Origin of the sequence: Micropruina sp. (assembly GCF_027492755.1) — a bacterium.
GTDB lineage: Bacteria > Actinomycetota > Actinomycetes > Propionibacteriales > Propionibacteriaceae > Micropruina.
The window spans coordinates 14,783-37,821 of sequence record NZ_JAPUED010000207.1; the positions used below are offsets into that span (position 1 = coordinate 14,783).

Genomic DNA, 23,039 nt, shown 5'->3' on the forward strand with positions numbered 1-23,039 from the left:
TCCAAAGAAGGGTGAATCCACGATGGCCTATCAGCCCGAGACGCTGGCCGTGCACGCCGGTCAGGAGGACGCCGATCCGGCGACCAACTCGCGCGCGGTGCCGATCTATCAGACCACGTCGTACGTTTTCGACGACACCGAGCACGCCGCGAACCTGTTCGCGTTGAAGGTGCCGGGCAACATCTACACCCGGATCATGAATCCGACCCAGAGCGTGTTCGAGACCCGAATGACCGCGCTGGAGGGCGGCGTCGGCGCGCTGGCGACGGCGTCCGGTGCGTCGGCGATCACCTATGCGGTGCTCAACCTGACCTACGCGGGCGACAACATCGTGGCGCTGTCCACCCTGTACGGCGGCACCTACGCGCTGTTCGCCCACACCTTGCCGCAGTTCGGCATCGAGGTGCGTTTCGTCGATCCTGAGAAGCCGGACGAGCTGGCCCAGCACGTCGACGACAAGACCAAGCTGGTGTTCGGCGAGACCGTCGGCAACCCGCAGGTCAACGTGGTCGACCTGGACGCCTGGTCGGCTGCGGCGCACGCGCTCGGCCTGCCGTTCATCGTCGACAACACGGTGCCCACCCCGTACCTGTGCCGGGTCTTCGAACACGGCGTCGACATCGCGGTGCATGCCGCCACCAAGTACATCGGCGGGCACGGCACCTCGATCGGCGGCGTGATCGTCGACTCCGGCAACTTCGATTGGGCGGCGCACGCCGACCGGTTCCCGGGGCTCACCCAGCCCGACCACGCCTACCACGAGGTGGTCTGGACCGAGGCGGTCGGCAACCTGGCCTACATCATCCGGGCCCGCACGGTCATGCTGCGCAACACCGGTGCCGCGATCGCGCCGTTGAACTCCTGGCTGTTCCTGCAGGGTCTGGAGACCCTGCACCTGCGGATGGAGCGGCACAGCAGCAACGCGCTGGCGGTGGCGAAGCACCTGGAGGCACACCCGGCGGTCGCCTGGGTGAACTATCCGGGCCTGGAGTCGTCGCCGTGGTACGAGACCGCCCAACGGCTGCTGCCGCGCGGAGCGTCCGGCATCGTGTCGTTCGGGCTGAAGGCCGGACGCCAGGGCGGGTCGAAGTTCGTCGAGTCGCTGGAGCTGTTCAGCCACCTGGCCAACATCGGTGACGCCAAGTCCCTGGTCATCCACAGTGCCTCGACGACTCATTCGCAGCTCACCGAGGACGAGTTGGTCACCGCCGGTGTGGCACCCGAGATGGTCCGGCTGTCGATCGGCATCGAGAACGTCGACGATCTGATCGCCGACCTCGATCAAGCGCTGGCACAGTTCTGACTAGATGACCGACAACGGTGCTCTCGGCCTGGTCGAGACCCACACCGTCCGGCTGTTCACCGCCGCCGACCCGCTGGTACTGGCCAGCGGGTCGACGCTGGGGCCGGTCGACGTGGCGTACGAGACCTACGGCACGCTTTCCGCGGACCGCGACAACGCGGTCTTCATCTGTCACGCCCTGACCGGGGACGCCCACGCCGCCGGTTTCCATCCGGGCGCCAAGCGACCCGGCTGGTGGGACAACCTGATCGGTCCTGGTAAGCCGCTGGACACCAACAGGTTCTTCGTCGTCTGCGCGAACCTGCTGGGTGGCTGCCAGGGCAGCACCGGGCCGTCGACCCTCGATCCGGCGACCGGACGCGTCTACGGCCTGGATTTCCCGCTGCTCGACATGGCCGACTTCGTCACCGTGCACCGGGCATTGCTCGACCACCTCGGCATCGAGCGGCTGCTGATCGCGCTGGGCGGCTCGCTGGGCGGCATGCAGGTGCTGGAGTGGTCGCTGCGCCACCCGGAGCAGATCGCCAACGCGGCGATCATCGCGGCGTCGTCGCGACTCAACGCGCAGAACATCGCGTTCTCGGCGGTGGCTCGCCGGGCGATCATGGACGACCCCGACTTCAACGACGGCCGCTATTCCGAGTCGGGCGTGCTGCCCCGGCTCGGCCTGCGCACCGCGCGGATGATGGCGCACATCACCTATCTGAGCGAGGACGCGTTCAGCGAGAAGTTCGGACGCACCCCCCACCCCGAGCGGGACAAGCCGGGCTTCGGCATCGACTTCGCGGTGGAGAGCTACCTCGACCACCAGGGCAAGGTGTTCATCGAGCGTTTCGACGCGCTGTCGTACCTCTACCTGTCGCGGGTGATGGACTACTTCGACCCGTTCAGCCGTCCGAACGCCACCGACGCGGTGACCGCCGAGCCGGTGAACTTCCTGGTGATGTCGTTCGACACCGACTGGCGGTTCAGCGCCGAGCACTCCCGGCGGATCGTCAAGCACCTGGAGAACGCCGGACAGCCGGTCAGCTACCGCAACATCCCCTCGCCGTGGGGGCACGACTCGTTCCTGCTGCCGGTGCAGCGGTACCACGACACGTTGCGGGCCTGGTTCGAACGGACGCTGCGGGAGGGATTGCGATGAGCCTGCGTCCCGACCTCGACGTCATCGCCCACCTGGTGCCCGAGGCGTCCCGGGTCCTCGATCTGGGCTGCGGTACCGGCTCGCTGCTGCGGCACCTGATGGACGAGCACGGCTGCACCGGAACCGGAGTGGAGATCGACCCCGACAAGGTGCTCGCCGCCGTCGCCTCCGGGGTGCCGGTGATGGAGCTCGACCTGGACGCCGACCTGGGCCTGTTCGCCGCGGCGTCCTACGACACGGTGGTGCTGTCCCGCACCATTCAGACCATCCGCCGCCCGGAGGTGGTGCTGCGCGAGATGGCCCGGATCAGCAACCGGCTGATCGTCTCGGCGCCCAACTTCGGCCTGCTGGAGCATCGGCTGATGCTGCTGCGCGGCCGGATGCCCATCTCTCGCGAGCTGCCGTACTCGTGGTACGACACGCCCAACCTGCGATTCACCACGCTGGTCGACCTGGAGGACCTGTTCGCCCGGCTCGGTCTCGAGATCGAGACCCGGATCAACCTGTCGTCGACCGGCGAACCGCTCGGCAAGCACCTGCGGGCCGCGAACCTGCGGGCCGGCGCCGCCGTCTACGTGCTCGGAAGGGGCTGACCCGATGGCGCTGGGCGGGCTCCGCGGGTTGTCGCTCGCCAGCCTCGGCCGGGCACCCGTGCCGGAGTGGGAAGAGGTGGCGCGGGCCGCCTGGCCGGGCCGGGTGCCGGCCGAATGGGCATCGCGGGCGGGCCGAGTGCAACTCCCGGTGATCGTGGCCAGCATCGTGATCGGGGTGCTGGCCGCCTGGTTCGGTGCACCCTGGCTCGGCTTGTTGGCCTGGGTGGCCGGTGCGTCGGTGGAGTGGCTGGCCACCCGGGCGGACACCGCCGCGGCTCGGCTGCTCGACCTGGTCGGACTGCGGGCACCGCAGCGTGCGTTGCTGCGCAGCGCCACGGCGATGGCACTGATCTTCGGCTTCGGCGCGAACCTCGCGGGGCTCGGCTACCTCACCGCGGTGCTGTTCGTGCAGCTGGCCTGGGTGCTCCAACCCGTGCTGGCCACTTGGTTGTCGCGAAGCGCGCCGCCGCTGACCTATCTGCCGGGCGCCGCGCCACAGCCGGAACCGTTCGCCGCGCACGCCCGGGTCTACGCCCGCGCGGTCGGGACGCCGGGCGCCGCGGTCGCCGTCGAAGCCCTCGCCCTGATCGGAGCGCTTGCCGCCGCAGGCGGACCGCTCGGAGGGGTCGGGTCGGCGCCGATCGGCGCAGCCGTCCTGCTGGCCCTGGCCGCCACCGCGTTCACCGGTCTGTCCGCGCTGCGGCTGAGCCGGGCCCAGCGCGGCTGGGGTGAGCGGCTGGTGGCCGACGTGGCCGCGTCCCGTCCGGTGTTCGCGGTCTACGTGTCGCTGGCCGCGCGTCAATCGAAATACATCGTGAACCAGTGGCTGCCCGCGCTGGACGCCCTGCCCGAGGCGGGTGTGCTGCTGGTGCGCGAGGCCAGCCAGCTGACCCCGCTGGCGGCGACCCGGCATCCGGTGATCTACGCACCGAGCCAGAAGGACGTGGAACGCCTGATCGTGCCGTCGGTGCGGATCGCGTTCTACCTCGCCTACGGCGAGCGCAACGGCCAGCTGCTGCGTGATCCGCGGTTGAAGCACGTGATGCTGCTGCACGGCGATTCCGACAAGGCCACCAGCGCCAACGGCATGGCGCGTGCGTTCGACGAAATCTGGGTGGCCGGGCCGGCGGCCGTCGAACGCTACCGGACGGCCGGCGTGGCCGTCCCCGACGATCGTTTCGTCTTCATCGGACGGCCGCAGGTCGCCGGCCTGCCGATCGGGCCGACCGGTCAGCAGCCGCCGATCGTGCTGTATGCACCCACCTTCGAGGGCTACTACGACCAGACTGCGCACACCTCACTGGACAGCATGGGCGTCGAGCTGGCCCGCCGGCTGGTGGCGAGCGGCCGGGTGCGGGTGTGGTTCCGGCCTCATCCGGCCAGCGGGGTGTCCCGTCCGTCGATGCTGGCCGCGATCGCCGAGATCGGTGCCGTGCTGCGCGAGGTGCCCGGCGATCACCTGGTGGTGGCCGACCGTGACCTGACGTTGCCGGAATGCCTGGCGGCCGCCGATGTGCTGGTCTCGGACATCTCCAGCGTGGCCACCGATTTCCTGGCCACCGAGCGTCCGATCATCACCTGCGACCCGGCCGGACTGCCGGCCGAGGACTTCGTCGCCGCCTACCCGACGCAGTCGGCCAGCTACCTGCTGCACCCGGGCCTGGCCGACCTCGATCAGGTGCTGGACGCAGCCCTCGGCGCCGACCCGCTGCGACCGGCGCGGCAGGTCATGCGGCGCCACGTCCTGGGGGACCCGCCCGGTGGCCCCCAGGCCGCGTTCGCCGCGAACGTGGCCCGGCTCGCGGCCTCCTGACGCCCACCGTCGGTTGAGCTTGTCCAAACCCCTCTTTGCCGGCGGCTCAGGGTGTCGACGAGCTGGACCGGCAGATCGGCGCTTTCAGCTGAACCGGGCCTGCAGGTCCTGCTCCAGCTGCTCCAGGCTGACGAACTTCGTCTCGGGCACGATCCGCAGGTAGAACAGCAGCGCGAAAACGTTGAACAGGCCGAAGCAGGCGAAGGTCCAGGCCGGGCCCAGATAGGCGATCATCAGCGGGAACGCGAAGGTCACCACGGCGTTCATGATCCAGCCGGCAGCGACCGCGACGCCCTGCGCGGTGCCGCGGATCCGGGCCGGGAAGATCTCCGAGACCAGCACCCAGTTGACCGTGCCGGACTGCTTGAAGAACACGAACAGGGTCACCAGAGCCAGCACCAGCCACGGCAGGTAGGCCGGCACGGTGGCCGCGATCGCGCCGGACGCGTCGATGTGCGGCGCGATGCCGAAGCCGAAGACCAGTGCCAGCGAGAACAGCGCCAGCACGATGCCGGTCTCCTGGTAGATGCCGACATGGCGCCGGGCGAGCCGTCCGACCAGGTAGATGCCGATGCCGGCGCCGATGGTCGAGGCGATGCCGGTGACCACGTTCAGGGTGATCGCGTCGGCCGACGAGAACCCGGCCGCGACCAGAACCTTCGGCAGGTAGTACATCGCGGTGTTGATGCCGGTGAGCTGGTCGAAGATGCCCAGGAAGCAGCCGATCACCAGCACCCGCCTGGTCCACCGGGTCGACCAGGCCTGCCGCAGCGTCCAGCGGGCCTGCCGGCCCTCGACCCGCTGCACCTCGACCATGCCCTGGATCTCGGCCCCGACGCCGTCGCGCCGTTCGTCACGGATCCGCTTCAGCGCACCGATCGCTTCGTAGTAGCGGTGCTTGGCGGCGTACCAGCGGCTCGATTCGGGCATCAGCCGCATGCCGATCCACAACGCGATGGCCGGCAGGGTGCCGAGCACCAGCATGTACCGCCAGACCCCGCCGTTGCCGGCGGCGACCACCAGCCCTTCGATGTGGCCGGCCAGATCCCACGGAATCCACGACCCGGCGGCGAACTGCCCGGTGGGGTCGGACGCGACCTGCACCTGGGGCCCGCCGCGGGAGGCCGACAGCATGGCGTTGGTGGAGTAGGCCAGCAGCTGGCCGAACACGATCATGAACTGATCGACGGCGACCAGCGGACCGCGGATGCGTTGCGGCGCCGACTCGGACAGGTACATCGGCACGCTGGACGAGGCCCCGCCCACCGCGAAGCCGAGGACGACGCGGAACAGCGACAGGATCAGCACGTTGCCGGCCAGGGCCGAGCCGACCGTGCCGACGATGAAGATCAGCGCGAGCAGCAGGATGTTGTGCCGGCGTCCGTGGCGGTCGGCGAGCCGTCCGCCGACGATGGCGCCGATCGCCGCGCCCACGGCGAGGCAGCCGCCGACCAGGCCCTCGTCGAGCGGGGTGAGCGCCAGTCCGCCGCCCGCGGTCGGAAGGTAGAGGTAGGGCAGCGCGCCCGCGATGACGCCGGTGTCATAGCCGAACAGCAGCGAGCCCAAGGTCGCGACGGCCACCAGCAGCCCGATCGGACGCCGCTTGCCCGACGGTGGTGTGGACGCCACCAGGTCGGCCAGCTCCTCGGCGCTGGGGTCCGGGGGCAGCGTCACGCTCCGGGATTCTGGACGGCTCATGCTTCCCCTCGAGACAATGTGGAATTTCCGGGGTCAGCATAGGGGCGATGACAGGCCCCGACGTCAGGCGGCCATCAGCTGCAGCCGGGTGGGCGCGTACGCCTTCGTCTTCAGCGGCATTCCGGCCTCGGCCGGCGTCCGGTTCGCCTTCCGGGCATTGCAGGTGTGACAAGCCGCGACGGTGTTCGTCCAGGTGTTCCGGCCGCCCTTGGACTGGGGCAGGATGTGGTCGACGGTGGTGGCCCGGTCGCCGCAGTAGCCACAGGTGTGCGAGTCCCGCTTCAGCACCCCGCGCTTGGTCCAGCCGGGCGCGCGCCCGTAGAGAAATGTGGTCTTCACGTAGCGGACCAGCCGGAGCACCTCCGGCTGCGGATAGCTACCGAACACCAGGTCGGGATGCGCGGATTCGATCACCGCCACCTTGCGCAGCAGCATGCCGATCGCGTGCTGCAGGGAGACGGTGTGCAGCGCGGTGTTGTCGGTGTTCAGGACGAGCACGGCCATTCAGACACTCCTTCCCGCTGGCTGCGGGCAAAAAGAAACCGTTCCGCATAAGCGCGGAACGGTGGCAGCACCAGGAACTGGTAGAGGCGTCTCAGTCATGCTGGCTATCCGCACGCCGACGAGCCGCGGCGTGGGAACACTCAGGCTGATCATCGATACTCCATCGACTGAGAACGGGACCAGAGTAACCCCGGAGGCCGCGATGTCGCGACGACACGACCGCTCGCCTGGCCACTTTGGGCTCGCCGAGTTCAGCGAGTCCAAAGTAGTGAGGCGAGCGCCGGTTCAGGCGTTGACCGCGAGCGCGGCGACGATGCGGTCGGCGGCACCACCCAGGTTGAGCAGTTCGGCGAGCTCGGCGAACACCTCCGGCTGGGCGGGCGCGCCGGGCAGACGCAGGTCGTCAAGGCTGACGCCCAGCGGCAGGTCGCGCTTGACCCGGACGACCTCGCGGGCACCGGCCAGGTAGTCGATGCCGGCGGTGAGCCGGTTGGTGAGGGCGGGGGAGAGTCGTTTCGCGGACGCCGCGGCCAGCACCCCCTCCAGGTCGCCGTGGTCGGCGATCAGCCGGGCGGCGGTCTTCTCGCCGATCCCGGCGACGCCCGGCAGGCCGTCCGAGGCGTCGCCGCGCAACGTGGCGAAATCGGCGTAGCCGGCGCCGTCGATGCCGTAGCGCTGGCGCAGCACCTCGTCGGTGACCCGCTCGTGGTTGCGGACCCCCTTCACCACCGACAGCACCCGCACCTGGCGGTCGTCGTCGATGAGTTGGAACAGGTCCCGGTCGCCGGTGATCACGTCCACCGGCACGGAGGCCGTCGACGCCAAGGTGCCGATCACGTCGTCCGCCTCGTGATCGTCGGCACCGACGACGGCGATGCCGAGGGCGTCCAGGGCGGCACGGATGTAGGGCACCTGCCGGCTCAGCTCGTCGGGAACGACCTCGACGTCACCGGCCAGCACCCGGTGCGCCTTGTAGCTGGGCACCAGCTCGACCCGCCACGCCGGACGCCAGGCGTTGTCCCAGCAGGCGGCCGCGTGGGTAGGCCGATACTCGGTGATGAATCGGGCCAGGAAGTCCAGCAGACCCCGGACGGCGTTGACCGGTTGACCATCGAGGGCTCGCAGGGAACTCGGCAGACCGAAAAAAGCCCGGAAGTACAGCGATGCGGTGTCATAAAGCTGCAAAGATTCCGGTTTCACGCGCACATAGTGACACGATTGGGGCATGGAGAGCACGGACCGCCAGATTCTCGCGCTGCTGTCACGGGACGGTCGCATGTCGTACACCGACATCGGCAGGGAGACCGGACTGTCGACGTCCGCGGCACAGCAGCGGGTCCGCCGGCTGGAGCAACGCGGCCTGATCACCGGCTACCGCGCCGAACTCAGCGCGGAAGCACTCGGTCTGGCGCTGACCGCCTTCATCGCGCTCAACGGCACCGACCCGACCGCCGACGACCAGATCCCCGAGCGGCTCTCCCACCTGCCGAACATCGTGTCCTGCTATTCGGTCGCCGGCGACGCCAGCTACATCCTGATCGTCCAGGTGGCGACTCCGGCCGCGCTGGAGACGCTGCTGACTCAGATCCGGCTGGCGGCGGGTGCCTCCACCCACACCACGCTGGTGTTGTCCGTCCCGTTCCGGGGGCGCGCCGTTCTCTGATCGGGCTTCCCAGCCCTGGGTAGCATGCCCTCCGTGACCGACCGCCTGCGCGCCCTGCCGTGGTGGCTGCGTAGTTCGTTGGCGGCATTGGCGGGTGCCGCCGCCACCCTCGGTTTCGCGCCCACCGGGTGGTGGCCGGTGCTGATTCTCGCCATGAGTTGCCTCACTCTGCTGGCGCTGCCCGCACCGAGCTGGTGGCAGGCCGCATTGACCGGCTTCTGTTTCGGACTCGCCTGGTATCTCACCGGCGTCACCTGGATGAGCGTCGTCTTCGTCGAAGCCATGATCGCGTTGTCGGCGTTGGAGGCCTGCTATCTGGCGCTGTTCAGCGTGCTGTTGCGGCTGGCCGGACGGTCGCGGTTCTGGCCGCTGCTGGCAGCGGGTAGCTGGCTGCTCGTCGAGTACCTGATCGGCAATGTGCCCTTCGGAGGCTTCCCCTGGCTGCGGCTCGGGTACACCACCGTCGATTCCCCGCTGGCCGGTCTGCTGCCACTGGTCGGCGTTCCCGGAGCCGGGTTCGCCATGGCCCTGATAGCCCAGCTGCTCGCCTGGATCGTGATGACCGCGGGCGGACGCCGCCGGCTGATCGGCGCCGTGGCGGCACTCGCCGTCCTGCTCGGCGGGCTGCTGGGGCTCCTGGTGCCTGCGGGTGTCGAGCAGGGCAGCGTCAGCGTCGGGTACGTGCAGGGCAACGCGCCGGGCGGCGGCATCTACGGCCTCGGCGCGCCCCGCACCATCACCTACAACCATCTGGCCGAGACCCAGCGGCTGGCCGCCAAGGTGAACGCCGGTGAACTGCCGAAACCCGACTTCGTGGTGTGGCCGGAGAACGGCACCGACCTCGACCCGTTCCGCGACGTCCGGACCGGCGCCGCGGTGGGTGCGGCGGTGAGCGCGGTCGGCGTCCCGATCCTGGTCGGCACCATCACCGAGAACCCGGCGGCCTACGAACGGCAGACCGCCGCCATCATGTGGTACCCGAACACCGGACCGGGCGCCCGCTACGACAAACGCAACCTGGTGCCGTTCGGCGAGTGGGTTCCGCTGCGGTCGATCCTTGAGCCGTTGTTCCCGGTGGTGCGCTACGTGGGTGCGCAGTCGATCCCCGGCACCGGACCCGGTGTACTGCCGGTCAACCTGCCGGGGCGGACGATCCAGGTCGGCGATCTGATCTGCTACGAGGTGGCCTTCGACAGCACCGTCCACGACACCGTGCAGGGTGGCGCCCAGGTGAACGTGGTCCAGAGCAGCAACGCCATGTACGTGGGCACCCGACAGGTGGCGCAGCAGTTCGCCATCACCCGGGCCAGGGCGGCGGAACTGCGCCGCGAGATCCTGGTGGTCACCACCACAGGCACCTCCGGACTGATCCGTCCGGACGGCAGCGTCGCGTTCACCCTGCCCGAGTTCCAGTCGGCCTCCGGAGTCACCGAGCTGCCGTTGCGCAACGGCGCCACTCCGGCGGTGCTGTACTCGCAGTGGCTGGAGACCGCTGGTCTGGTGCTGACCGTTCTCGCCCTGGTGTGGACCGGGTGGCGGCATCGGGGTGCGACCGGACGGATGCGGCAGAATGGAAGCTCTGTATCGACCCAGGAGACGATGTGACAGAAACCGCGAGCAACGCCACCGCCACGCCCGAGTGGGCTGAGTTGGGCAAGGTGCTCGTCATCATCCCCACCTACAACGAGGCCGAGAACGTCATTCCGATCGTGCAGCGGTTGCGTGCCGCGGTGCCGGACGCCGACATTCTGATCGCCGATGACAACTCGCCGGACGGCACGGGGCGGATCGCCGACGACCTGGCGGCGTCCGACGAGCAGGTGCATGTGTTGCATCGGCAGGCCAAGGAGGGCCTGGGTGCCACCTACCTGGCCAGCTTCGCCTGGGGGTTGGAGCATGGCTATGGGGTGCTGGTGGAGCACGATGCCGACGGTTCGCATCAGCCGGAGCAGTTGCCGAGCATGCTGCGGGCGTTGAAGGACGCCGACATGGTGAAGGGTTCCCGGTGGGTGCCCGGCGGGTCGATCAAGAACTGGCCCTGGCATCGCAAGTTCATCTCGTTGGGCGGCTCGCTGTGGTCGCGGATCATGCTGGGCATTCCGCTGCGGGACATCACCGGCGGATTCACCGCGTTCCGGGCCGACACGCTGCGCGGCATCGACCTCGATACGGTGGAGTCGGCCGGCTACGCCTTCCAGATCGACCTGGCCCGGCGTGCGGTGGAACGTGGTTTCCGGGTGGTCGAGGTGCCGATCGAGTTCATCGAGCGCGAACGGGGCGACTCCAAGATGAGCAGCGGGATCGCCGTCGAAGCGGCCCTGCTGACCACCCGTTGGGGCGTCGCCAAGCGCGGCCAGCAGGTGAAGAACTACCTCGGCTTCACCAAGCGCCGGGCGAGCAAGTGACCGTCCCGCAGCAGCCCGCACGCGGACGGCGTCCCTGGCTGGCACCGCTGGTGCTGCTGTTCCTCGTCCTCGTCCCGGTGGTCGAGGTGTGGCTGCTGGTCAGCGTCGCGCAGCAGATCGGCGCGCTGCCCACGCTGGCCATCCTGATCGGCCAGGCCATCCTGGGCGGCTGGCTGATGCGACGTGAAGGCGCCAAGGCATGGCGCGCACTCAACGAGTCGGTCAGTTCCGGACGGCTGCCCGGAGGCGAACTGCTCGATCCGGTGCTGATCATGGTCGGCGGGGTGCTGGTGATGCTGCCGGGCTTCTTCACCGACGTGTTCGGGCTGATCTTCCTGCTGCCGTTCACCAGGCCGCTGGCCCGCGGGCTGCTGCAGCTGTTCATCGCGCGACGGGCTGCCCGCTCCGGCATCGACCTGAACGTGATGCGGGCGAAGATGGAGCGCGACACGGTGATCCGAGGCGAGACCGTACCCGAGGAGCCCACCCGCGACAGCGCACCGAAACCGCCCGGTCAGGCGTCCGATCCCACCGTGATCAAAGGCGAGATCGAGCCCTAAACCCGACCACCGCCGGTTGAGCTTGTCGAAACCTCTTGCAGCGCGATGTGGCGCCGGGGTCTCGACAAGCTCGACCAGCGGTGGTCAGTGCTTGCTTGCAGCGTCAGTTGCCGCGGATCTCGTCCAGCCGTTCGGCCAGCAGCTCCTCGAGCTCTTCGATGGAGCGTCGCTCCCGCAGCATGTCCCAGTGGGTACGCGGGGGCTTGACCGCTTTGGCCTCGGGCTCGACGCCGTCGGAACGTCGCGCGACAGCACCACACCGGGGGCATTCCCACTCGGTGGGCAGGTCGGCCTCTTCGGCGAAGGTGACGCTGAAGTGGTGACCCTTGGGGCAGTCGAAACCGGTCTCCTGACGTGCCGCGAATTCGACGCCGGCGCCGTCGGCGAAGCTCTTCGAGCCCAAGCCCGAGCCGCGCAGTGATCGCTCAGCCATAATCTCTCCCTCCACCCCGGACGACCCAGCGGTCGACCGGCCGTCTCCACGCTACCGGGTGACCCCAAGCCGCTCACAGGACTTTGGGTAACGCATTTCCGGCCTCGGTGATTCCGCGGCGCATATCGACCCGGCTCAACAACAGGCCTCCGACTAGGAAGAAGAGCACCAAAGTGAGGATCGCCCAGCGGTAGGAGTGGCTGAACTGGAAGACCAGCGCGAAGCTCAGCGTGCCCAGCCAGCTGGTTCCGCGCTCCATCGCCTGGTAGAAGCTGAAGTACTCCGACTCGCGGCCCTTGGGCACGAGTTGGGAGTACATCGACCGGCTCAGCGCCTGGGTGCCGCCCATCACCAGCCCGATCGCCGCGCCGAGCGCGAGCAGCGCGCCGAAGATGCCGGCGGGCAGGAAGAAGGCCACCGACACCACGCCGAACCAGATCACGATGCCGATCAGCACCGTGCGTTTCGCGCCCAGCCGGGCGGCGACGCGTCCGAACAGCAGGGCGCCGCCGAAGGCGACGAACTGGGTGAGCAGGAAGGTGATCATCACCTGCGAGGTGTTCATGCCCAGTTCGAACTGCGCGTACAGGCTGGATTGGCCGATGACCGTCTGGATGCCGTCGTTGAAGAACAGGTAGGCGACCAGGAAGAGCAGGGTCTGCGGGTAGCGTCGCAGGTCGATGAAGGTGTCGGCGAGTTGTCGCACCGGGTTGCGCCGGGCGGCGGGGGAGTGGGTCACTTCGGCCAAGGTGCGCTGCGGCAGCGAACGCAGACCCAGCACCGGGATGATGGTGAACACGCCCCACCACAGCCCGGCGGACAACAGGCTGAGCCGGATGGCCATGCCGTAGCTGATGCCGAGCGGCTCGTAGGCGGTCATCACCACCAGATTGAGCGCCAGCAGCAGGCCGCCGCCCAGGTAACCCCAGGCCCAGCCGCGACTGGAGACCCGGTCACGGTCGTCGGGGGACGCGATCCGCACCAGAATGCCGTCGTAGATGACCTGCGACGATCCGATGCACAGGTTGGCCACGATCATCAGCACGGCGCCGAGTTGCCAGTTGTCGCCGCTCAGGAAGAACATCGCGGACGCCGCGGACGCGCCCACCCAGGCCAGAGCCCCGAGCCACCACTGCGGATGCCGCGACCGGTCGGCGATGACCCCGACCAGCAGCAGTGCGATCGTGGTGAGGATCGTCGAGATGGTGACCAGGAATGGATGCACCGCACCGGGCAGCACACCGAAGCCCAACAGCGACACCGGGTTCTGGCAGACCGCGCCCGGCTCGAGGTCGGGGCAGGCGGCGTTGGTGGCCAGGCTGGTCAGGTAGGGCCCGAGAATGACTGTCGCGGTCGTCGTCACGTAGGCCGAGTTCGCCCAGTCGTACCAGTACCAGGCGCGCTGCTGCGGCGTGCTGCGCTGCTTCTGCCGGCCGTCACCCATCAGTTGCCCTCCCATAGGCCGCGCTCGGTCAGCACCTCGGCCAGCACGTCGATCCGGTCGCTGACCAGGCCGTCCACGCCGAGGTCGATCAGTCGCTCCATCTCGGTCCGGTCGTTGACGGTCCAGACGTGCACCGCGCGGCCGGCGGCGTGCGCCGTCCGGATCAGGCCGGGGGTGAGGACGGGCATCCGGTCGTGCCAGGCCCGCGCGGGGATCTGCAGGACGACGCCCGGAGAGCCGGCGAGGCGCCGTCCAAGTAGTGCGTAGGCCTGCCAGGCGACCCCCGCCGGGCCGGCCGCGGTCGCGACGCGTCCGTGAGTGCGGCGGCGGAAGGCCCGGATCCGGGCCGAGGAGAAGGAGCCGACGCAGACCCGGTCGTGGGCATGGTGGACGTCCAACGCCTGGATGAGAGGCTCGATGGCCTGCGGCACCTTGAGGTCGATGTTGAACCGGGCCTCGGGCAGGGCCTCGAGTAGTTCGTCGAAGCGGGGGATCGGGTCGATGCCCGCGATCCGCACCTGGCTCAGTTCGCGCCAGGGCAGCCGCTCGGGGACGCCGGTGGCGTCGGTGACCCGGTCCAGGGTGTTGTCGTGGAACGCGAACAGCACTCCGTCGACGGACACGTGCACGTCGGTTTCCAGGTAGCGATAGCCGCGCTCGGCGGCCCGGGTGAAGGCGTACAGGGTGTTCTCGCGCGGGCGGTCGGCCTCGGAAAGGAAACCGCCGCGGTGCGCCATGGCGGCGAACCGTGTGTCGAAGTAGCGGTAGTCACCGGCCTGCACGCGTTCAGTATGGGTGAGGTATGGACATGGGGGCCATAATCGGGGCATGTCGGAGACTTCTGCACCCATTCGTCAGGCCCTGCGGGACGCCCTGCCGGGCGCAATGAAGGCGCGGGACACCCCTGCGCGCAATGCGATCCGTTCGGCGCTGGCCGCCATCGAGAACGCCGAGGCGGTCGTGCCCGAGGCCACCAGCGGCACATCCATGACGAGCGAGCATGTGGCCGGGACTGCGGTCGGCGTCGGGGTGGCCGAGGCCGATCGCCGCGAGCTGGACGAGGACCACACCCTGGAGATCGTCAGTGCGGAACGCGACGAGCGACTCGCCGCGGCGGCCGACTACCGCGCCCGCGGTGAGGAACAGCGGGCTGCCGAGTTGGAGGCTGAGGCGGCCGCGCTGGACGCCTTCCTGTGCTGATCGTCGATAGCGTTTCCACCGTACGACGGTGTGCGACACAATAGGGCCTCGTGACAACAATCCTGTCGATCCAGTCGTCCGTCGCGTACGGCCACGTGGGTAACAGCGCAGCCACCTTCCCGCTGATGCGTTCCGGCGTCGAGGTCTGGCCGGTGCTCACCGTGCACTTCTCCAACCACACCGGGTACGGGGACTGGCGCGGACCGCTGCTGGCCGCCGAGGACGTGGCCGAGGTGATCCGGGGCATCGACGACCGCGGCGTGCTGCCGCGCGTGGACGCCGTCCTGTCCGGCTACCAGGGCGCCGAAGAGGTCGGTGCCGTGGTGCTCGACGCGGTCGCGTTGGTGAAGGAGCGCAGCTCGCGCGCGATCTACTGCTGCGACCCGGTGATGGGCGATGTCGGACGCGGCTTCTTCGTCCGGCCCGGCATCCCGGAGTTCATGCGCGATCAGGTGGTGCCGAAGGCGCAGATCGTCACCCCGAACCATTTCGAACTCGACTTCCTCACCGGTCGCGAGACGCACACCCTGGACGAAGTGATCGAAGCCGCCCATGCCCTGCGGGCCGTCGGCCCGGAGACGGTGCTGGTGACGTCCGTGGTGACCGACACCACCGACGACGATTCGCTGACCATGCTGGCCGTCACCGGCGAGGGCGCCTGGCAGGTGACCACTCCCCGGCTGGACCGCACCTTCACCGGTTCCGGCGACCTGACCGCCGCCATGTTCCTGGCGCACTGGCTGCGCACCCAGTCCGCCGCCGAGGCGGTCGGCGCCACCGCCGACATCGTCTACTCGGTGCTCAAGCAGACCGCGGATTCGGGCCTGTCCGAGCTTCAGTTGGTGGCCGCCCAGGACGAGATCGTCACCCCCACGTACCACTTCGACGTCCACCAGGTGCGCTGACCCCGGCACGAAGGGACGGTTCTTTTCGTTCCACCCACAGCAATTCGGTGGAACGAAAAGAACCGTCCCCGTCGGTCCGGTTGCGGTGTGGTCAGTCGCGGAAGACCTCGATCTTGGCGCCCAGGGCGTTGAGCCGGTTCGGCAGGTCCTCGTAGCCGCGGTTGATCACATAGACGTCGCGCAGCACGCTGGTGCCGCGGGCCGCGAGGGCCGCGAGCAGCAGGCAGACGGCGGGACGTAGGGCCGGGGGAGAGATGACCTCCTGGCCGCGCCAGCGGGTCGGGCCGGTGACGATGATCCGGTGCGGGTCGAGCAGTTGGACGTTGGCGCCCAGCTTGGTCAGCTCCACCAGGTGGATGGCCCGGTTCTCGTACACCCAGTCGTGGATCATCGTCCGGCCCTGCGCGACCGCCGCGATCACCGCGAAGAACGGCAGGTTGTCGATGTTCAGGCCGGGGAACGGCATCGGGTGGATCTTGTCCGAGCTGGCGTGCAACTCCGAGGGGTACACGGTGATGTCGACCAGCCGGGTGTTGCCGTTCTCGGCCGGGTACTCCGGTGACAGGTCGAACGACTGACCCATCTCGGCCAGAATCTCCAGTTCGATCTCCAGGAACTCGATCGGGCAGCGCCGGACGGTGAGCTCCGACCCCGTCACGATGGCCGCGGTGAGCAGGCTCATCGCCTCGATCGGATCCTCGGACGGCGCGAAGGCGATGTCGGTGTCGATCAGCGGCAGTCCGCGCACCCTCAGGGTGGTCGAGCCGATGCCGTCGACGTGGACGCCGAGCTGCTGCAGGAAGAAGCACAGGTCCTGCACCATGTAGTTGCTGCTGGCGTTGCGGATGACGGTCTCACCCGGGTGCCGCGCGGCGGCCATCAGGACGTTCTCGGTCACCGTGTCGCCGCGTTCGGTGAGGGTGATCGAGCGGTGCGCGAACGGGTCGATCGGAGTCACCCGGGCGTGATACGAGCCCTCGGTGGCCTTGATGTCGAGGCCGAAGTGGCGCAACGCCTGCAGATGCGGCGTGACGGTGCGGGTGCCCAGGTTGCAGCCGCCGGCGTAGGGCAGTTCGAAGGCCTGCTCGTCGTGCAGCAGCGGGCCGAGGAACATGATGATCGAGCGGGTCCTGCGGGCGGCCTCGACGTCCATCTTGGAGAGCTCCAACCGGTCCGGGCGGATCAGTTCGAGCTCGGTGCGGTCGTCCGACCAGGTCGCCCTCACCCCGATGCTGGTGAGCACCTCCAGGATCCGGTTGACCTCCTCGATCTGAGCGATGCCGCGCAGCACCGTGCGACCGCGGTTCAGCAGCGAGGCGCACAACAGTGCGACCGCCGCGTTCTTGGACGACCGGACCTTGATCGAGCCGCTGAGCGTCGTCTCGCCCTGAATCCGGAGGTGCAGGGCGCCGCTCGTCGTCTGCGGCTGCTCCAGCGCCTCGGCGATCCTGTTCATCAGGTCGACAGAGAGTTCCCGTTGACCTGCCTCCAGGTCATTGACGGTCTCACGTGAAGTGCCCAGCTCGTCGGCCAACTCCTGTTGAGAGAGCCCGCGCTGCCTGCGGGCGTCCCGGATCAGGTACCCGACGCTGGTGGGGGAGAGTTCTGTCACCCGGGAAGCTTAAGCCATCAGATCCAGCCTCGACGGCGACTGTCGTGCGGCAAGGGTGATCACGGGTCGTCCAGCGGGCTGAAAACTGGGGAGGCGGTCCACTAGGGTGCTGCTCATGAGCGCACACTTCGACGTCGTTGTCCTGGGAGCGGGCCCGGGTGGTTATGTGGCCGCCATTCGCGCCGCGCAGCTTGGCAAGAAAGTAGCCATCATCGAGAAGCAGTGGTGGGGCGGCGTCTGCCTCAACGTGGGCTGTATTCCGACCAAGTCGCTCCTCCGCAACGCGGAACTGGCGCATATCTTCACCCACGAGAAGGACTCCTTCGGCATCGAGGGCGAGGTGACTTTCAACTTCGGCAAGGCGTTCTCGCGCAGCCGTGAGGTGTCGAACCGAATGGTCGGCGGCATCCACTACCTGATGAAGAAGAACAAGATCACCGAACTCAACGGCTGGGGCACCTTCGTCGACGCGAAGACCATCGAGGTGGCCACCGACTCCGGCACCGAGACGGTCACCTTCGACAACTGCATCATCGCCACCGGCTCGACCACCCGGATGATCCCCGGCACCTCGCGCAGCGCTCGCGTCTTCACCTATGAGGAGCAGATCCTGGCCGACAACCTGCCGGGTTCGATCATCATCTGCGGCTCGGGGGCGATCGGCACCGAGTTCGCCTACGTGCTCGCCAACTACGGCGTGAAGGTGACGATCGTCGAGTTCCTCGACCGGATGGTGCCGCTGGAAGATCCCGAGATCTCGCGTGAACTGGCCAAGGCTTACAAGAAGCTCGGCGTCGAGGTGCTCACCTCCACCAAGGTGGAGGCGATCCAGGAAACCGATTCCGGCGTCCGGGTCACCGTCAGCCCGGCCAAGGGCGGCGAGCAGAAGGTGCTCGAGGCCGACCGGGTGCTGCAGTCCATCGGCTTCGCACCGCGCACCCAGGGCTACGGCCTGGAGAAGCTCGGCGTCGAACTCACCGAGCGTGGCGCGATCAAGATCGACGACTACATGCGCACCAACGTTCCCGGCATCTACGCGATCGGCGACGTCACCATGAAGCTGGCCCTGGCGCACACCGCCGAGGCACAGGGCGTGGTGGCGTCCGAGACCATCGCCGGCGCCGAGACCATGCCGATCAACTACGACATGATCCCGCGGGCCACCTACTGCCAGCCGCAGATCGGCTCGTTCGGCTACACCGAAGAACAGGCCAAGGAGCGCGGTTACAACGTCAAGGTCGCCAAGTTCCCGTTCTCGGCCAACGGCAAGGCGCACGGACTGGGCGACGCGACCGGCTTCGTCAAGCTCGTCGCGGACGCCGAGCACAACGAGATCCTGGGCGCCCACATGATCGGACCCGACGTCACCGAGCTGCTGCCCGAGCTGACCCTGGCCCAGCAGTGGGATCTGACCGCCGACGAGGTGGGCCGCAACATCCACGCCCACCCGACGCTTTCCGAGGCGCTCAAGGAAGCCGTCGAGGGCATCGCCGGACACATGATCAACTTCTGAGCAGCCCCACCTACCTGTCTCTGACCGGGTCCGCGTTGCGGGCCCGGTCAGTTGCGTTTCTGGTGCCGAGGGGCACGTGGGGAGCTGCACGGAGGGCCAAGCCGGCGCCCGGCGGCGTCCGAGAAACCCACGGCGATCGGCCGAACCGCCGGACGACCTGCGTGCCGGAGAGCGACCCGTTGTAAGAATGGGGTAATGCCCTCGAATCGTCTTGCCGCTCTTGCCATGGTCGTGCTGCTGGCCGGCTGCAGCGTCGCCCCACCCGCCGGCCAGACGGCGCCGCCTGGGTCACAAGGGAGTGCACCCGCCCCGTCCGAGCCAGCCTCGCCGGGCGGCGCTCCGTCGACACCGCAAACCACCGAGCCCCCCGCGGCGCTCGAACTACCGCGTGGCGGCCGGGAGGTTTTCCCGCGCTATCGGCTGTTCGGCTACTCCGGTTACCCGGGGGCGCCCGGACAGGGCCGACTCGGTATCGGTGACCTGGAAACCCGGGTGAAAGAGATCGAGCAGCGCGGCAAAGCCTGGCGCGGCGGCCGCGAGCTGATGCCCGTGATGGAGTTGATCGCCGTCACCGTGCACGGTTCACCGGGCAAGGACGGCATGTACCGCACGCGGGCGCCGGAGGCCCTGATCAAGCGCTGGCACGACATGGCGACCAAACACAAGGCATTGCTGCTGCTCAACATCCAGCCCGGCCGCGCCGACTTCATCGACGAGGTGAAGTACTTCGAGAAGTGGCTGAAGTACCCCAACGTCGGCGTCGCACTGGACCCGGAATGGGCGGTCGGCAAGGGACAGCTGCCCGGCCGGGTCTTCGGCAGCACCACCGGCAAAGAGCTGAACGACGTCGCGACGTACCTGTCCGAGCTGACCGCCGCCAACAACCTGCCCGAGAAGGTGATGCTGTTCCACCAGCTGCACGTCACCATCGTGAAGCAGCCCAAGGCACTCAAGGAGCACCCGGGCGTCGTCTACATCAACTCGGTGGACGGCATCGGCGCCCCGGCCGCCAAGATCGGCACCTACCAGCGGGTGATGAAGACCCGGCCGTCGTACGTGCATCCGGGTTTCAAGCTGTTCTACCAGGAGGACGTGCAGACCGGGAAACGACTGATGACCGCCAAGGAAGTGCTGAAGCTGAAGCCCCAGCCGGAGTACATCCTGTTCGAGTGAGGTCGATCTCTGCAACGGGGTTCCATTAATCGAATATGTGTTCTAGTCTCGCTCCATGAGCCTCGAGTTCCAGGTCACCTTCGACTGTCACGACCCACGGGCGTTGTCGATCTTCTGGCGCGATGTCCTCGGTTACGTCCATCCGGGCCCGCCAGGGGTGGAGGTCCCCGAGGGCGTCGACCCACTGGACGCCTGGGAGGCGTTCCTGGAGCGCGCCCAGGTGCCGCTCGAGCAGCGGAACTCGAGTTCGGCGCTGATCGATCCCGAGGGGCGCGGTCCGCGGATCTTCTTCCAGCAGGTGCCGGAGGACAAGCGGGCCAAGAACCGGGTGCACCTGGACGTCCGTTCCGCGCCGGGACTGACCGGCGAGGAACGGATGACGGCCCTGGAGGCGTCGTGTGAGCGATTGACAGGCCTCGGCGCCGTCCGCGTGCAACGCTTCGAGCCCGAGCCGCCGTTGAGCAGTGGCTTCATCGTGATGCGCGACCCGGAGGGCAACGAGTTCTGCCTCGACTGACACCCCGGGCGAGGCCGCCCATTTGAGCGAATCTCCGGTGTTGCCGTACGCTGGGTGGTCCAAGGGGAGTACTCCACCACGGTCGGCTCGTCATTACGGATGCCCTGCATCCCGGGCCACCGGTTCCTGATTCTCGGGAATGGAAGAGACCTTGGTGTCGATCCGTCACACCAAGGTTGGAGCATTCCTTTGCAGATCACGCCGCTCGTCTGGGCCGTGACCATTGCCGTCACGATCGCCCTGTTCGTCTACGAGTTCCTCGCCCACGTCCGGAAACCACACGCGCCGTCGATGGGGGAGTCCGCCCGCTGGTCGGCCTTCTACATCGGGCTGGCATTGCTGTTCGGCGTGGGCGTCGGCCTCGTCTCGGGTTGGACCTACGGTGGCGAGTACTTCGCCGGCTATCTCACCGAAAAGGCGTTGTCGATCGACAACCTGTTCGTCTTCCTGATCATGATGAGCGGCTTCGCCGTGCCGAAGATCTACCAGCAGAAGGTGCTGATGATCGGCATCGTGATCGCCCTGATCCTGCGTGGAGGCTTCATCGCGGTCGGCGCCGCACTGATCGAGAACTTCTCCTGGGTCTTCTACCTCTTCGGAGCCTTCCTGCTCGTGCTGGCCTACCAGCAGGCTCGCGGCGGCCACGAGGGCAATCCGACCGACAGTCGATTCATGCGACTCGTCCGGCGGGTGCTTCCGGTCACCGAGGACTACCACGGCGACAAGCTGACCGTGTACAAGGACGGCCGGCGCTGGGTGACCCCGATGCTGTTGACGATCGTCGCGATCGGCTTCGTCGACCTGGTGTTCGCTCTGGACTCGATCCCGGCCATCTACGGACTGACCGAGGAGCCCTACATCGTGTTCACCGCGAACGCGTTCGCCCTGATGGGGCTGCGGCAGCTCTACTTCCTGGTGGGCGACCTGCTGCAGCGTCTGGTCTATCTCGCACAGGGCCTCGCCGTCATCCTGGCGTTCATCGGCGTGAAGCTGGTGCTGCATGCGCTGCACGTGAACGAGCTCGGTTTCGTCAACGGCGGGCAGCCGGTCGCCTGGGCGCCGGAGATCCCGATCTGGTTCTCGCTGACGTTCATCGGAGCGACGATCGCAGTGGCGACAGTTGCGAGCCTGGTCAAGACCCGTGAGAAGACACCCGCGACCATCGACTGACCCCTTGGGGGCGGACGGAACAACTGTCCGATAAGCAACATTATGTCAGAACGGGCTGGGCGGGTAGACCTGGCCCTCCTCTCTTCCGTACGGGTCAAGTGACACCATGGTGATTCCGCATAGTCATGAAGGGTTGTGAATCGGATGCAGACCGTGCTCGGTGCCAATGGGCAGATCGCCGAAGAGCTGACTCGCGAGTTGTACCGGAACTTCACCCGCGACCTCCGGCTGGTCAGCCGCAGTCCGAAAAAGGTCCACGACACCGATGAACTGGTGAGCGCCGACCTGACCGACCCCGCGGCCACGAGCCGGGCTGTCGAGGGAAGCCAGATCGCCTACCTGACCGTGGGACTGCCGATGAACTCAGAGCTGTGGGAGAGGCAGTTTCCGGTGATGATGCGCAACGTCATCGACGCCTGTGCCAGGCACGACACGAAGCTCGTCTTCTTCGACAACACCTACATGTATCCCGGCACCACGACGCCGCAGACCGAGACGACCGCGTTCCAGCCGAACGGACGCAAGGGCCGGGTCCGCGCGCAGCTCGCCACCATGCTGCTGGACGCGATGGCGTCCGGATCAGTGGACGCAGCGATCTGCCGCGCACCTGAGTTCTACGGGCCGGCCAAAACGAAGAGCCTGACCAACTCGCTGGTCTTCGACCGGATCAAAGCCGGCAAACGGCCCTTCGTGCCGCTGAACGCCAAGGCCCACCGTTCGCTGATCTGGACGCCGGACGCGAGCCGCGCCATGGCGCTGATCGGCAACTCCCCCGACGCCTACGGCCAAACCTGGCACCTGCCCGTCGACACCGCCCGTCCGACCTATGCCGAGATGATCCGGTTCGCCGAGCAGGTGACCGGCCGTCGGATCCGGTACACGGTATTGCCCGGGTTCCTCTTCGGCCTCGGCCGGCGGATCGCCCAACCGCTGCAGGAGGTGTACGAACTGCTCCCCCGCTACCGCGGCGACAACACCTTCGACTGCTCGAAGTTCACCGGACGCTTTCCCGACTTCGCAGTCACCGGGTACCGCGAGGGAATCAGCCAGATCCTCCAAGGGTGACGACCCTCGAGGCTGAGCATTCACGTCATCCCGGGCTCCGATCCGGGATCTCGAGGCGGGAGACATCCCGGATCAAGTCCGGGATGACGATGGAGGGGCTTTGATCAGCGCTTCCCTAAGTGGATGGCGTCGAAAGCGCGTCGACCAACCTGGTGGCGAGCGCCGTCGCGGACTGCGGATTCTGACCCGTGTACAGGCTGCCGTCGACGACCACGTGCGGCCGCAGCGGTAGCCGGGCCTTGTCGTAGCGGACACCGACCTCGACGAGTCGGTCCTCCAGCAGCCATTTCGCCTTGCGGGCGAAGCTGTTGAGGCGCTCCTCCG

At 67.9% G+C, this 23,039-nt stretch carries 22 protein-coding genes and 1 pseudogene; 15 read left to right on the forward strand and 8 right to left on the reverse strand.

The features are described 5' to 3' along the window. Positions 1 to 22: 22 nt before the first annotated feature. The 4 genes from Q0066_RS14365 to Q0066_RS14380 are packed head-to-tail and all read left to right on the forward strand — an operon-like array spanning position 23 to position 4,853. Positions 23 to 1,303 (forward strand): O-acetylhomoserine aminocarboxypropyltransferase/cysteine synthase, encoded by a 1,281-nt coding sequence (locus Q0066_RS14365; RefSeq protein ID WP_298134057.1) that lies wholly within the window; start codon positions 23 to 25, stop codon positions 1,301 to 1,303. A 4-nt stretch (positions 1,304 to 1,307) separates the two neighbouring features. Continuing rightward, a complete protein-coding gene (locus Q0066_RS14370) occupies positions 1,308 to 2,447 on the forward strand; it encodes a homoserine O-acetyltransferase (protein WP_298134060.1) in 1,140 nt (379 codons plus the stop codon). After that, positions 2,444 to 3,040, forward strand: coding sequence for a methionine biosynthesis protein MetW (gene metW, locus Q0066_RS14375; RefSeq protein ID WP_298134062.1), 597 nt, complete (start codon positions 2,444 to 2,446; stop codon positions 3,038 to 3,040). The genes Q0066_RS14370 and metW overlap by 4 nt, the downstream gene beginning before the upstream one ends. A 4-nt stretch (positions 3,041 to 3,044) precedes the next feature. Then, positions 3,045 to 4,853 carry a CDP-glycerol glycerophosphotransferase family protein gene (locus Q0066_RS14380; RefSeq protein WP_298134064.1) on the forward strand — a complete coding sequence of 603 codons (1,809 nt, stop codon included), beginning with the start codon at positions 3,045 to 3,047 and terminating at the stop codon, positions 4,851 to 4,853. 84 nt (positions 4,854 to 4,937) lie between these two features. Here the strand turns inward: Q0066_RS14380 and Q0066_RS14385 are convergent, their stop codons facing one another. The 3 genes from Q0066_RS14385 to Q0066_RS14395 all read right to left on the reverse strand — a co-directional run bounded on the left by Q0066_RS14385 (position 4,938) and on the right by Q0066_RS14395 (position 8,255). Continuing rightward, the gene (locus Q0066_RS14385) at positions 4,938 to 6,527 is read right to left on the reverse strand and encodes an MFS transporter (protein WP_298134067.1); all 1,590 of its coding nucleotides are present in this window, start codon (positions 6,525 to 6,527) and stop codon (positions 4,938 to 4,940) included. A gap of 87 nt (positions 6,528 to 6,614) precedes the next feature. Then, positions 6,615 to 7,055, reverse strand: a complete 441-nt coding sequence (locus tag Q0066_RS14390) for an HNH endonuclease (protein WP_298134070.1) — start codon at positions 7,053 to 7,055, stop codon at positions 6,615 to 6,617. 285 nt (positions 7,056 to 7,340) lie between these two features. Beyond that, positions 7,341 to 8,255 carry a 5'-3' exonuclease gene (locus Q0066_RS14395; RefSeq protein ID WP_298134072.1) on the reverse strand — a complete coding sequence of 305 codons (915 nt, stop codon included), beginning with the start codon at positions 8,253 to 8,255 and terminating at the stop codon, positions 7,341 to 7,343. A 25-nt stretch (positions 8,256 to 8,280) separates the two neighbouring features. Here Q0066_RS14395 and Q0066_RS14400 point away from each other — a divergent pair, with 25 nt between their 5' ends. From Q0066_RS14400 to Q0066_RS14415, 4 genes are read left to right on the forward strand one after another with little or no spacing between them, the layout of a single operon-like run. Further along, positions 8,281 to 8,718 (forward strand): Lrp/AsnC family transcriptional regulator, encoded by a 438-nt coding sequence (locus tag Q0066_RS14400; protein ID WP_298134073.1) that lies wholly within the window; start codon positions 8,281 to 8,283, stop codon positions 8,716 to 8,718. Positions 8,719 to 8,751: 33 nt separating this feature from the next. Next, positions 8,752 to 10,323 carry an apolipoprotein N-acyltransferase gene (gene lnt / locus Q0066_RS14405; RefSeq protein ID WP_298134075.1) on the forward strand — a complete coding sequence of 524 codons (1,572 nt, stop codon included), beginning with the start codon at positions 8,752 to 8,754 and terminating at the stop codon, positions 10,321 to 10,323. Then, positions 10,320 to 11,123, forward strand: a complete 804-nt coding sequence (locus Q0066_RS14410) for a polyprenol monophosphomannose synthase (protein WP_366521527.1) — start codon at positions 10,320 to 10,322, stop codon at positions 11,121 to 11,123. Before lnt ends, Q0066_RS14410 begins: the two co-directional genes overlap by 4 nt. Beyond that, the gene (locus tag Q0066_RS14415) at positions 11,120 to 11,683 is read left to right on the forward strand and encodes an FxsA family protein (protein WP_298134077.1); all 564 of its coding nucleotides are present in this window, start codon (positions 11,120 to 11,122) and stop codon (positions 11,681 to 11,683) included. Before Q0066_RS14410 ends, Q0066_RS14415 begins: the two co-directional genes overlap by 4 nt. A gap of 103 nt (positions 11,684 to 11,786) precedes the next feature. Here Q0066_RS14415 and Q0066_RS14420 read toward each other — a convergent pair whose 3' ends face one another. The 3 genes from Q0066_RS14420 to Q0066_RS14430 form a co-directional block, all read right to left on the reverse strand. Next, on the reverse strand, positions 11,787 to 12,116 hold the full coding sequence (locus Q0066_RS14420) for an RNA polymerase-binding protein RbpA (RefSeq protein ID WP_298134079.1): 330 nt from the start codon (positions 12,114 to 12,116) through the stop codon (positions 11,787 to 11,789). Positions 12,117 to 12,189: 73 nt separating this feature from the next. After that, complete coding sequence (locus tag Q0066_RS14425; protein WP_298134081.1) at positions 12,190 to 13,575, reverse strand: MFS transporter; 1,386 nt, start codon at positions 13,573 to 13,575, stop codon at positions 12,190 to 12,192. After that, on the reverse strand, positions 13,560 to 14,342 hold the full coding sequence (locus Q0066_RS14430; protein ID WP_298134083.1) for a glycerophosphodiester phosphodiesterase: 783 nt from the start codon (positions 14,340 to 14,342) through the stop codon (positions 13,560 to 13,562). Before Q0066_RS14430 ends, Q0066_RS14425 begins: the two co-directional genes overlap by 16 nt. A gap of 46 nt (positions 14,343 to 14,388) precedes the next feature. Here Q0066_RS14430 and Q0066_RS14435 point away from each other — a divergent pair, with 46 nt between their 5' ends. Continuing rightward, complete coding sequence (locus Q0066_RS14435; RefSeq protein WP_298134085.1) at positions 14,389 to 14,760, forward strand: hypothetical protein; 372 nt, start codon at positions 14,389 to 14,391, stop codon at positions 14,758 to 14,760. 50 nt (positions 14,761 to 14,810) lie between these two features. Then, on the forward strand, positions 14,811 to 15,665 hold the full coding sequence (gene pdxY / locus Q0066_RS14440) for a pyridoxal kinase PdxY (RefSeq protein WP_298134088.1): 855 nt from the start codon (positions 14,811 to 14,813) through the stop codon (positions 15,663 to 15,665). Positions 15,666 to 15,756: 91 nt separating this feature from the next. Here the strand turns inward: pdxY and Q0066_RS14445 are convergent, their stop codons facing one another. Next, positions 15,757 to 17,277: a UDP-N-acetylglucosamine 1-carboxyvinyltransferase gene (locus Q0066_RS14445; protein ID WP_298134090.1), complete on the reverse strand. Its 1,521-nt coding sequence runs from the start codon at positions 17,275 to 17,277 to the stop codon at positions 15,757 to 15,759. A gap of 115 nt (positions 17,278 to 17,392) precedes the next feature. On the opposite strand from Q0066_RS14445, the gene lpdA reads away from it, so the two are divergent. The 5 genes from lpdA to Q0066_RS14470 all read left to right on the forward strand — a co-directional run bounded on the left by lpdA (position 17,393) and on the right by Q0066_RS14470 (position 22,715). Further along, positions 17,393 to 18,790 (forward strand): dihydrolipoyl dehydrogenase, encoded by a 1,398-nt coding sequence (gene lpdA / locus Q0066_RS14450; RefSeq protein WP_298134093.1) that lies wholly within the window; start codon positions 17,393 to 17,395, stop codon positions 18,788 to 18,790. A gap of 195 nt (positions 18,791 to 18,985) precedes the next feature. Then, positions 18,986 to 19,963, forward strand: coding sequence for a hypothetical protein (locus Q0066_RS14455; protein ID WP_298134095.1), 978 nt, complete (start codon positions 18,986 to 18,988; stop codon positions 19,961 to 19,963). Between the two features lie 55 nt (positions 19,964 to 20,018). Next, positions 20,019 to 20,480, forward strand: a complete 462-nt coding sequence (locus Q0066_RS14460) for a VOC family protein (RefSeq protein ID WP_298134098.1) — start codon at positions 20,019 to 20,021, stop codon at positions 20,478 to 20,480. Between the two features lie 189 nt (positions 20,481 to 20,669). Beyond that, positions 20,670 to 21,650, forward strand: a complete 981-nt coding sequence (locus Q0066_RS14465) for a TerC family protein (RefSeq protein ID WP_298134100.1) — start codon at positions 20,670 to 20,672, stop codon at positions 21,648 to 21,650. 144 nt (positions 21,651 to 21,794) lie between these two features. After that, positions 21,795 to 22,715, forward strand: a complete 921-nt coding sequence (locus tag Q0066_RS14470; RefSeq protein WP_298134103.1) for an NAD-dependent epimerase/dehydratase family protein — start codon at positions 21,795 to 21,797, stop codon at positions 22,713 to 22,715. A 115-nt stretch (positions 22,716 to 22,830) separates the two neighbouring features. On the opposite strand, the pseudogene Q0066_RS14475 reads toward Q0066_RS14470, so the two are convergent. Next, positions 22,831 to 23,039 (reverse strand): annotated as a pseudogene (locus Q0066_RS14475) (type 1 glutamine amidotransferase domain-containing protein); the annotation flags it as partial.

Excerpts from the sequence above, each read along its gene's own strand:
- Q0066_RS14365 (WP_298134057.1), top strand. The coding sequence starts at position 23 with ATGGCCTATCAGCCCGAGACGCTGGCCGTGCACGCCGGTCAGGAGGAC.
- Q0066_RS14370 (WP_298134060.1), top strand. The coding sequence starts at position 1,308 with ATGACCGACAACGGTGCTCTCGGCCTGGTCGAGACCCACACCGTCCGG.
- metW (WP_298134062.1), top strand. The coding sequence starts at position 2,444 with ATGAGCCTGCGTCCCGACCTCGACGTCATCGCCCACCTGGTGCCCGAG.
- Q0066_RS14380 (WP_298134064.1), top strand. The coding sequence starts at position 3,045 with ATGGCGCTGGGCGGGCTCCGCGGGTTGTCGCTCGCCAGCCTCGGCCGG.
- Q0066_RS14390 (WP_298134070.1), bottom strand. The coding sequence starts at position 7,055 with ATGGCCGTGCTCGTCCTGAACACCGACAACACCGCGCTGCACACCGTC.
- Q0066_RS14400 (WP_298134073.1), top strand. The coding sequence starts at position 8,281 with ATGGAGAGCACGGACCGCCAGATTCTCGCGCTGCTGTCACGGGACGGT.
- Q0066_RS14420 (WP_298134079.1), bottom strand. The coding sequence starts at position 12,116 with ATGGCTGAGCGATCACTGCGCGGCTCGGGCTTGGGCTCGAAGAGCTTC.
- Q0066_RS14425 (WP_298134081.1), bottom strand. The coding sequence starts at position 13,575 with ATGGGAGGGCAACTGATGGGTGACGGCCGGCAGAAGCAGCGCAGCACG.
- Q0066_RS14435 (WP_298134085.1), top strand. The coding sequence starts at position 14,389 with ATGTCGGAGACTTCTGCACCCATTCGTCAGGCCCTGCGGGACGCCCTG.
- lpdA (WP_298134093.1), top strand. The coding sequence starts at position 17,393 with ATGAGCGCACACTTCGACGTCGTTGTCCTGGGAGCGGGCCCGGGTGGT.
- Q0066_RS14455 (WP_298134095.1), top strand. The coding sequence starts at position 18,986 with ATGCCCTCGAATCGTCTTGCCGCTCTTGCCATGGTCGTGCTGCTGGCC.
- Q0066_RS14460 (WP_298134098.1), top strand. The coding sequence starts at position 20,019 with ATGAGCCTCGAGTTCCAGGTCACCTTCGACTGTCACGACCCACGGGCG.
- Q0066_RS14470 (WP_298134103.1), top strand. The coding sequence starts at position 21,795 with ATGCAGACCGTGCTCGGTGCCAATGGGCAGATCGCCGAAGAGCTGACT.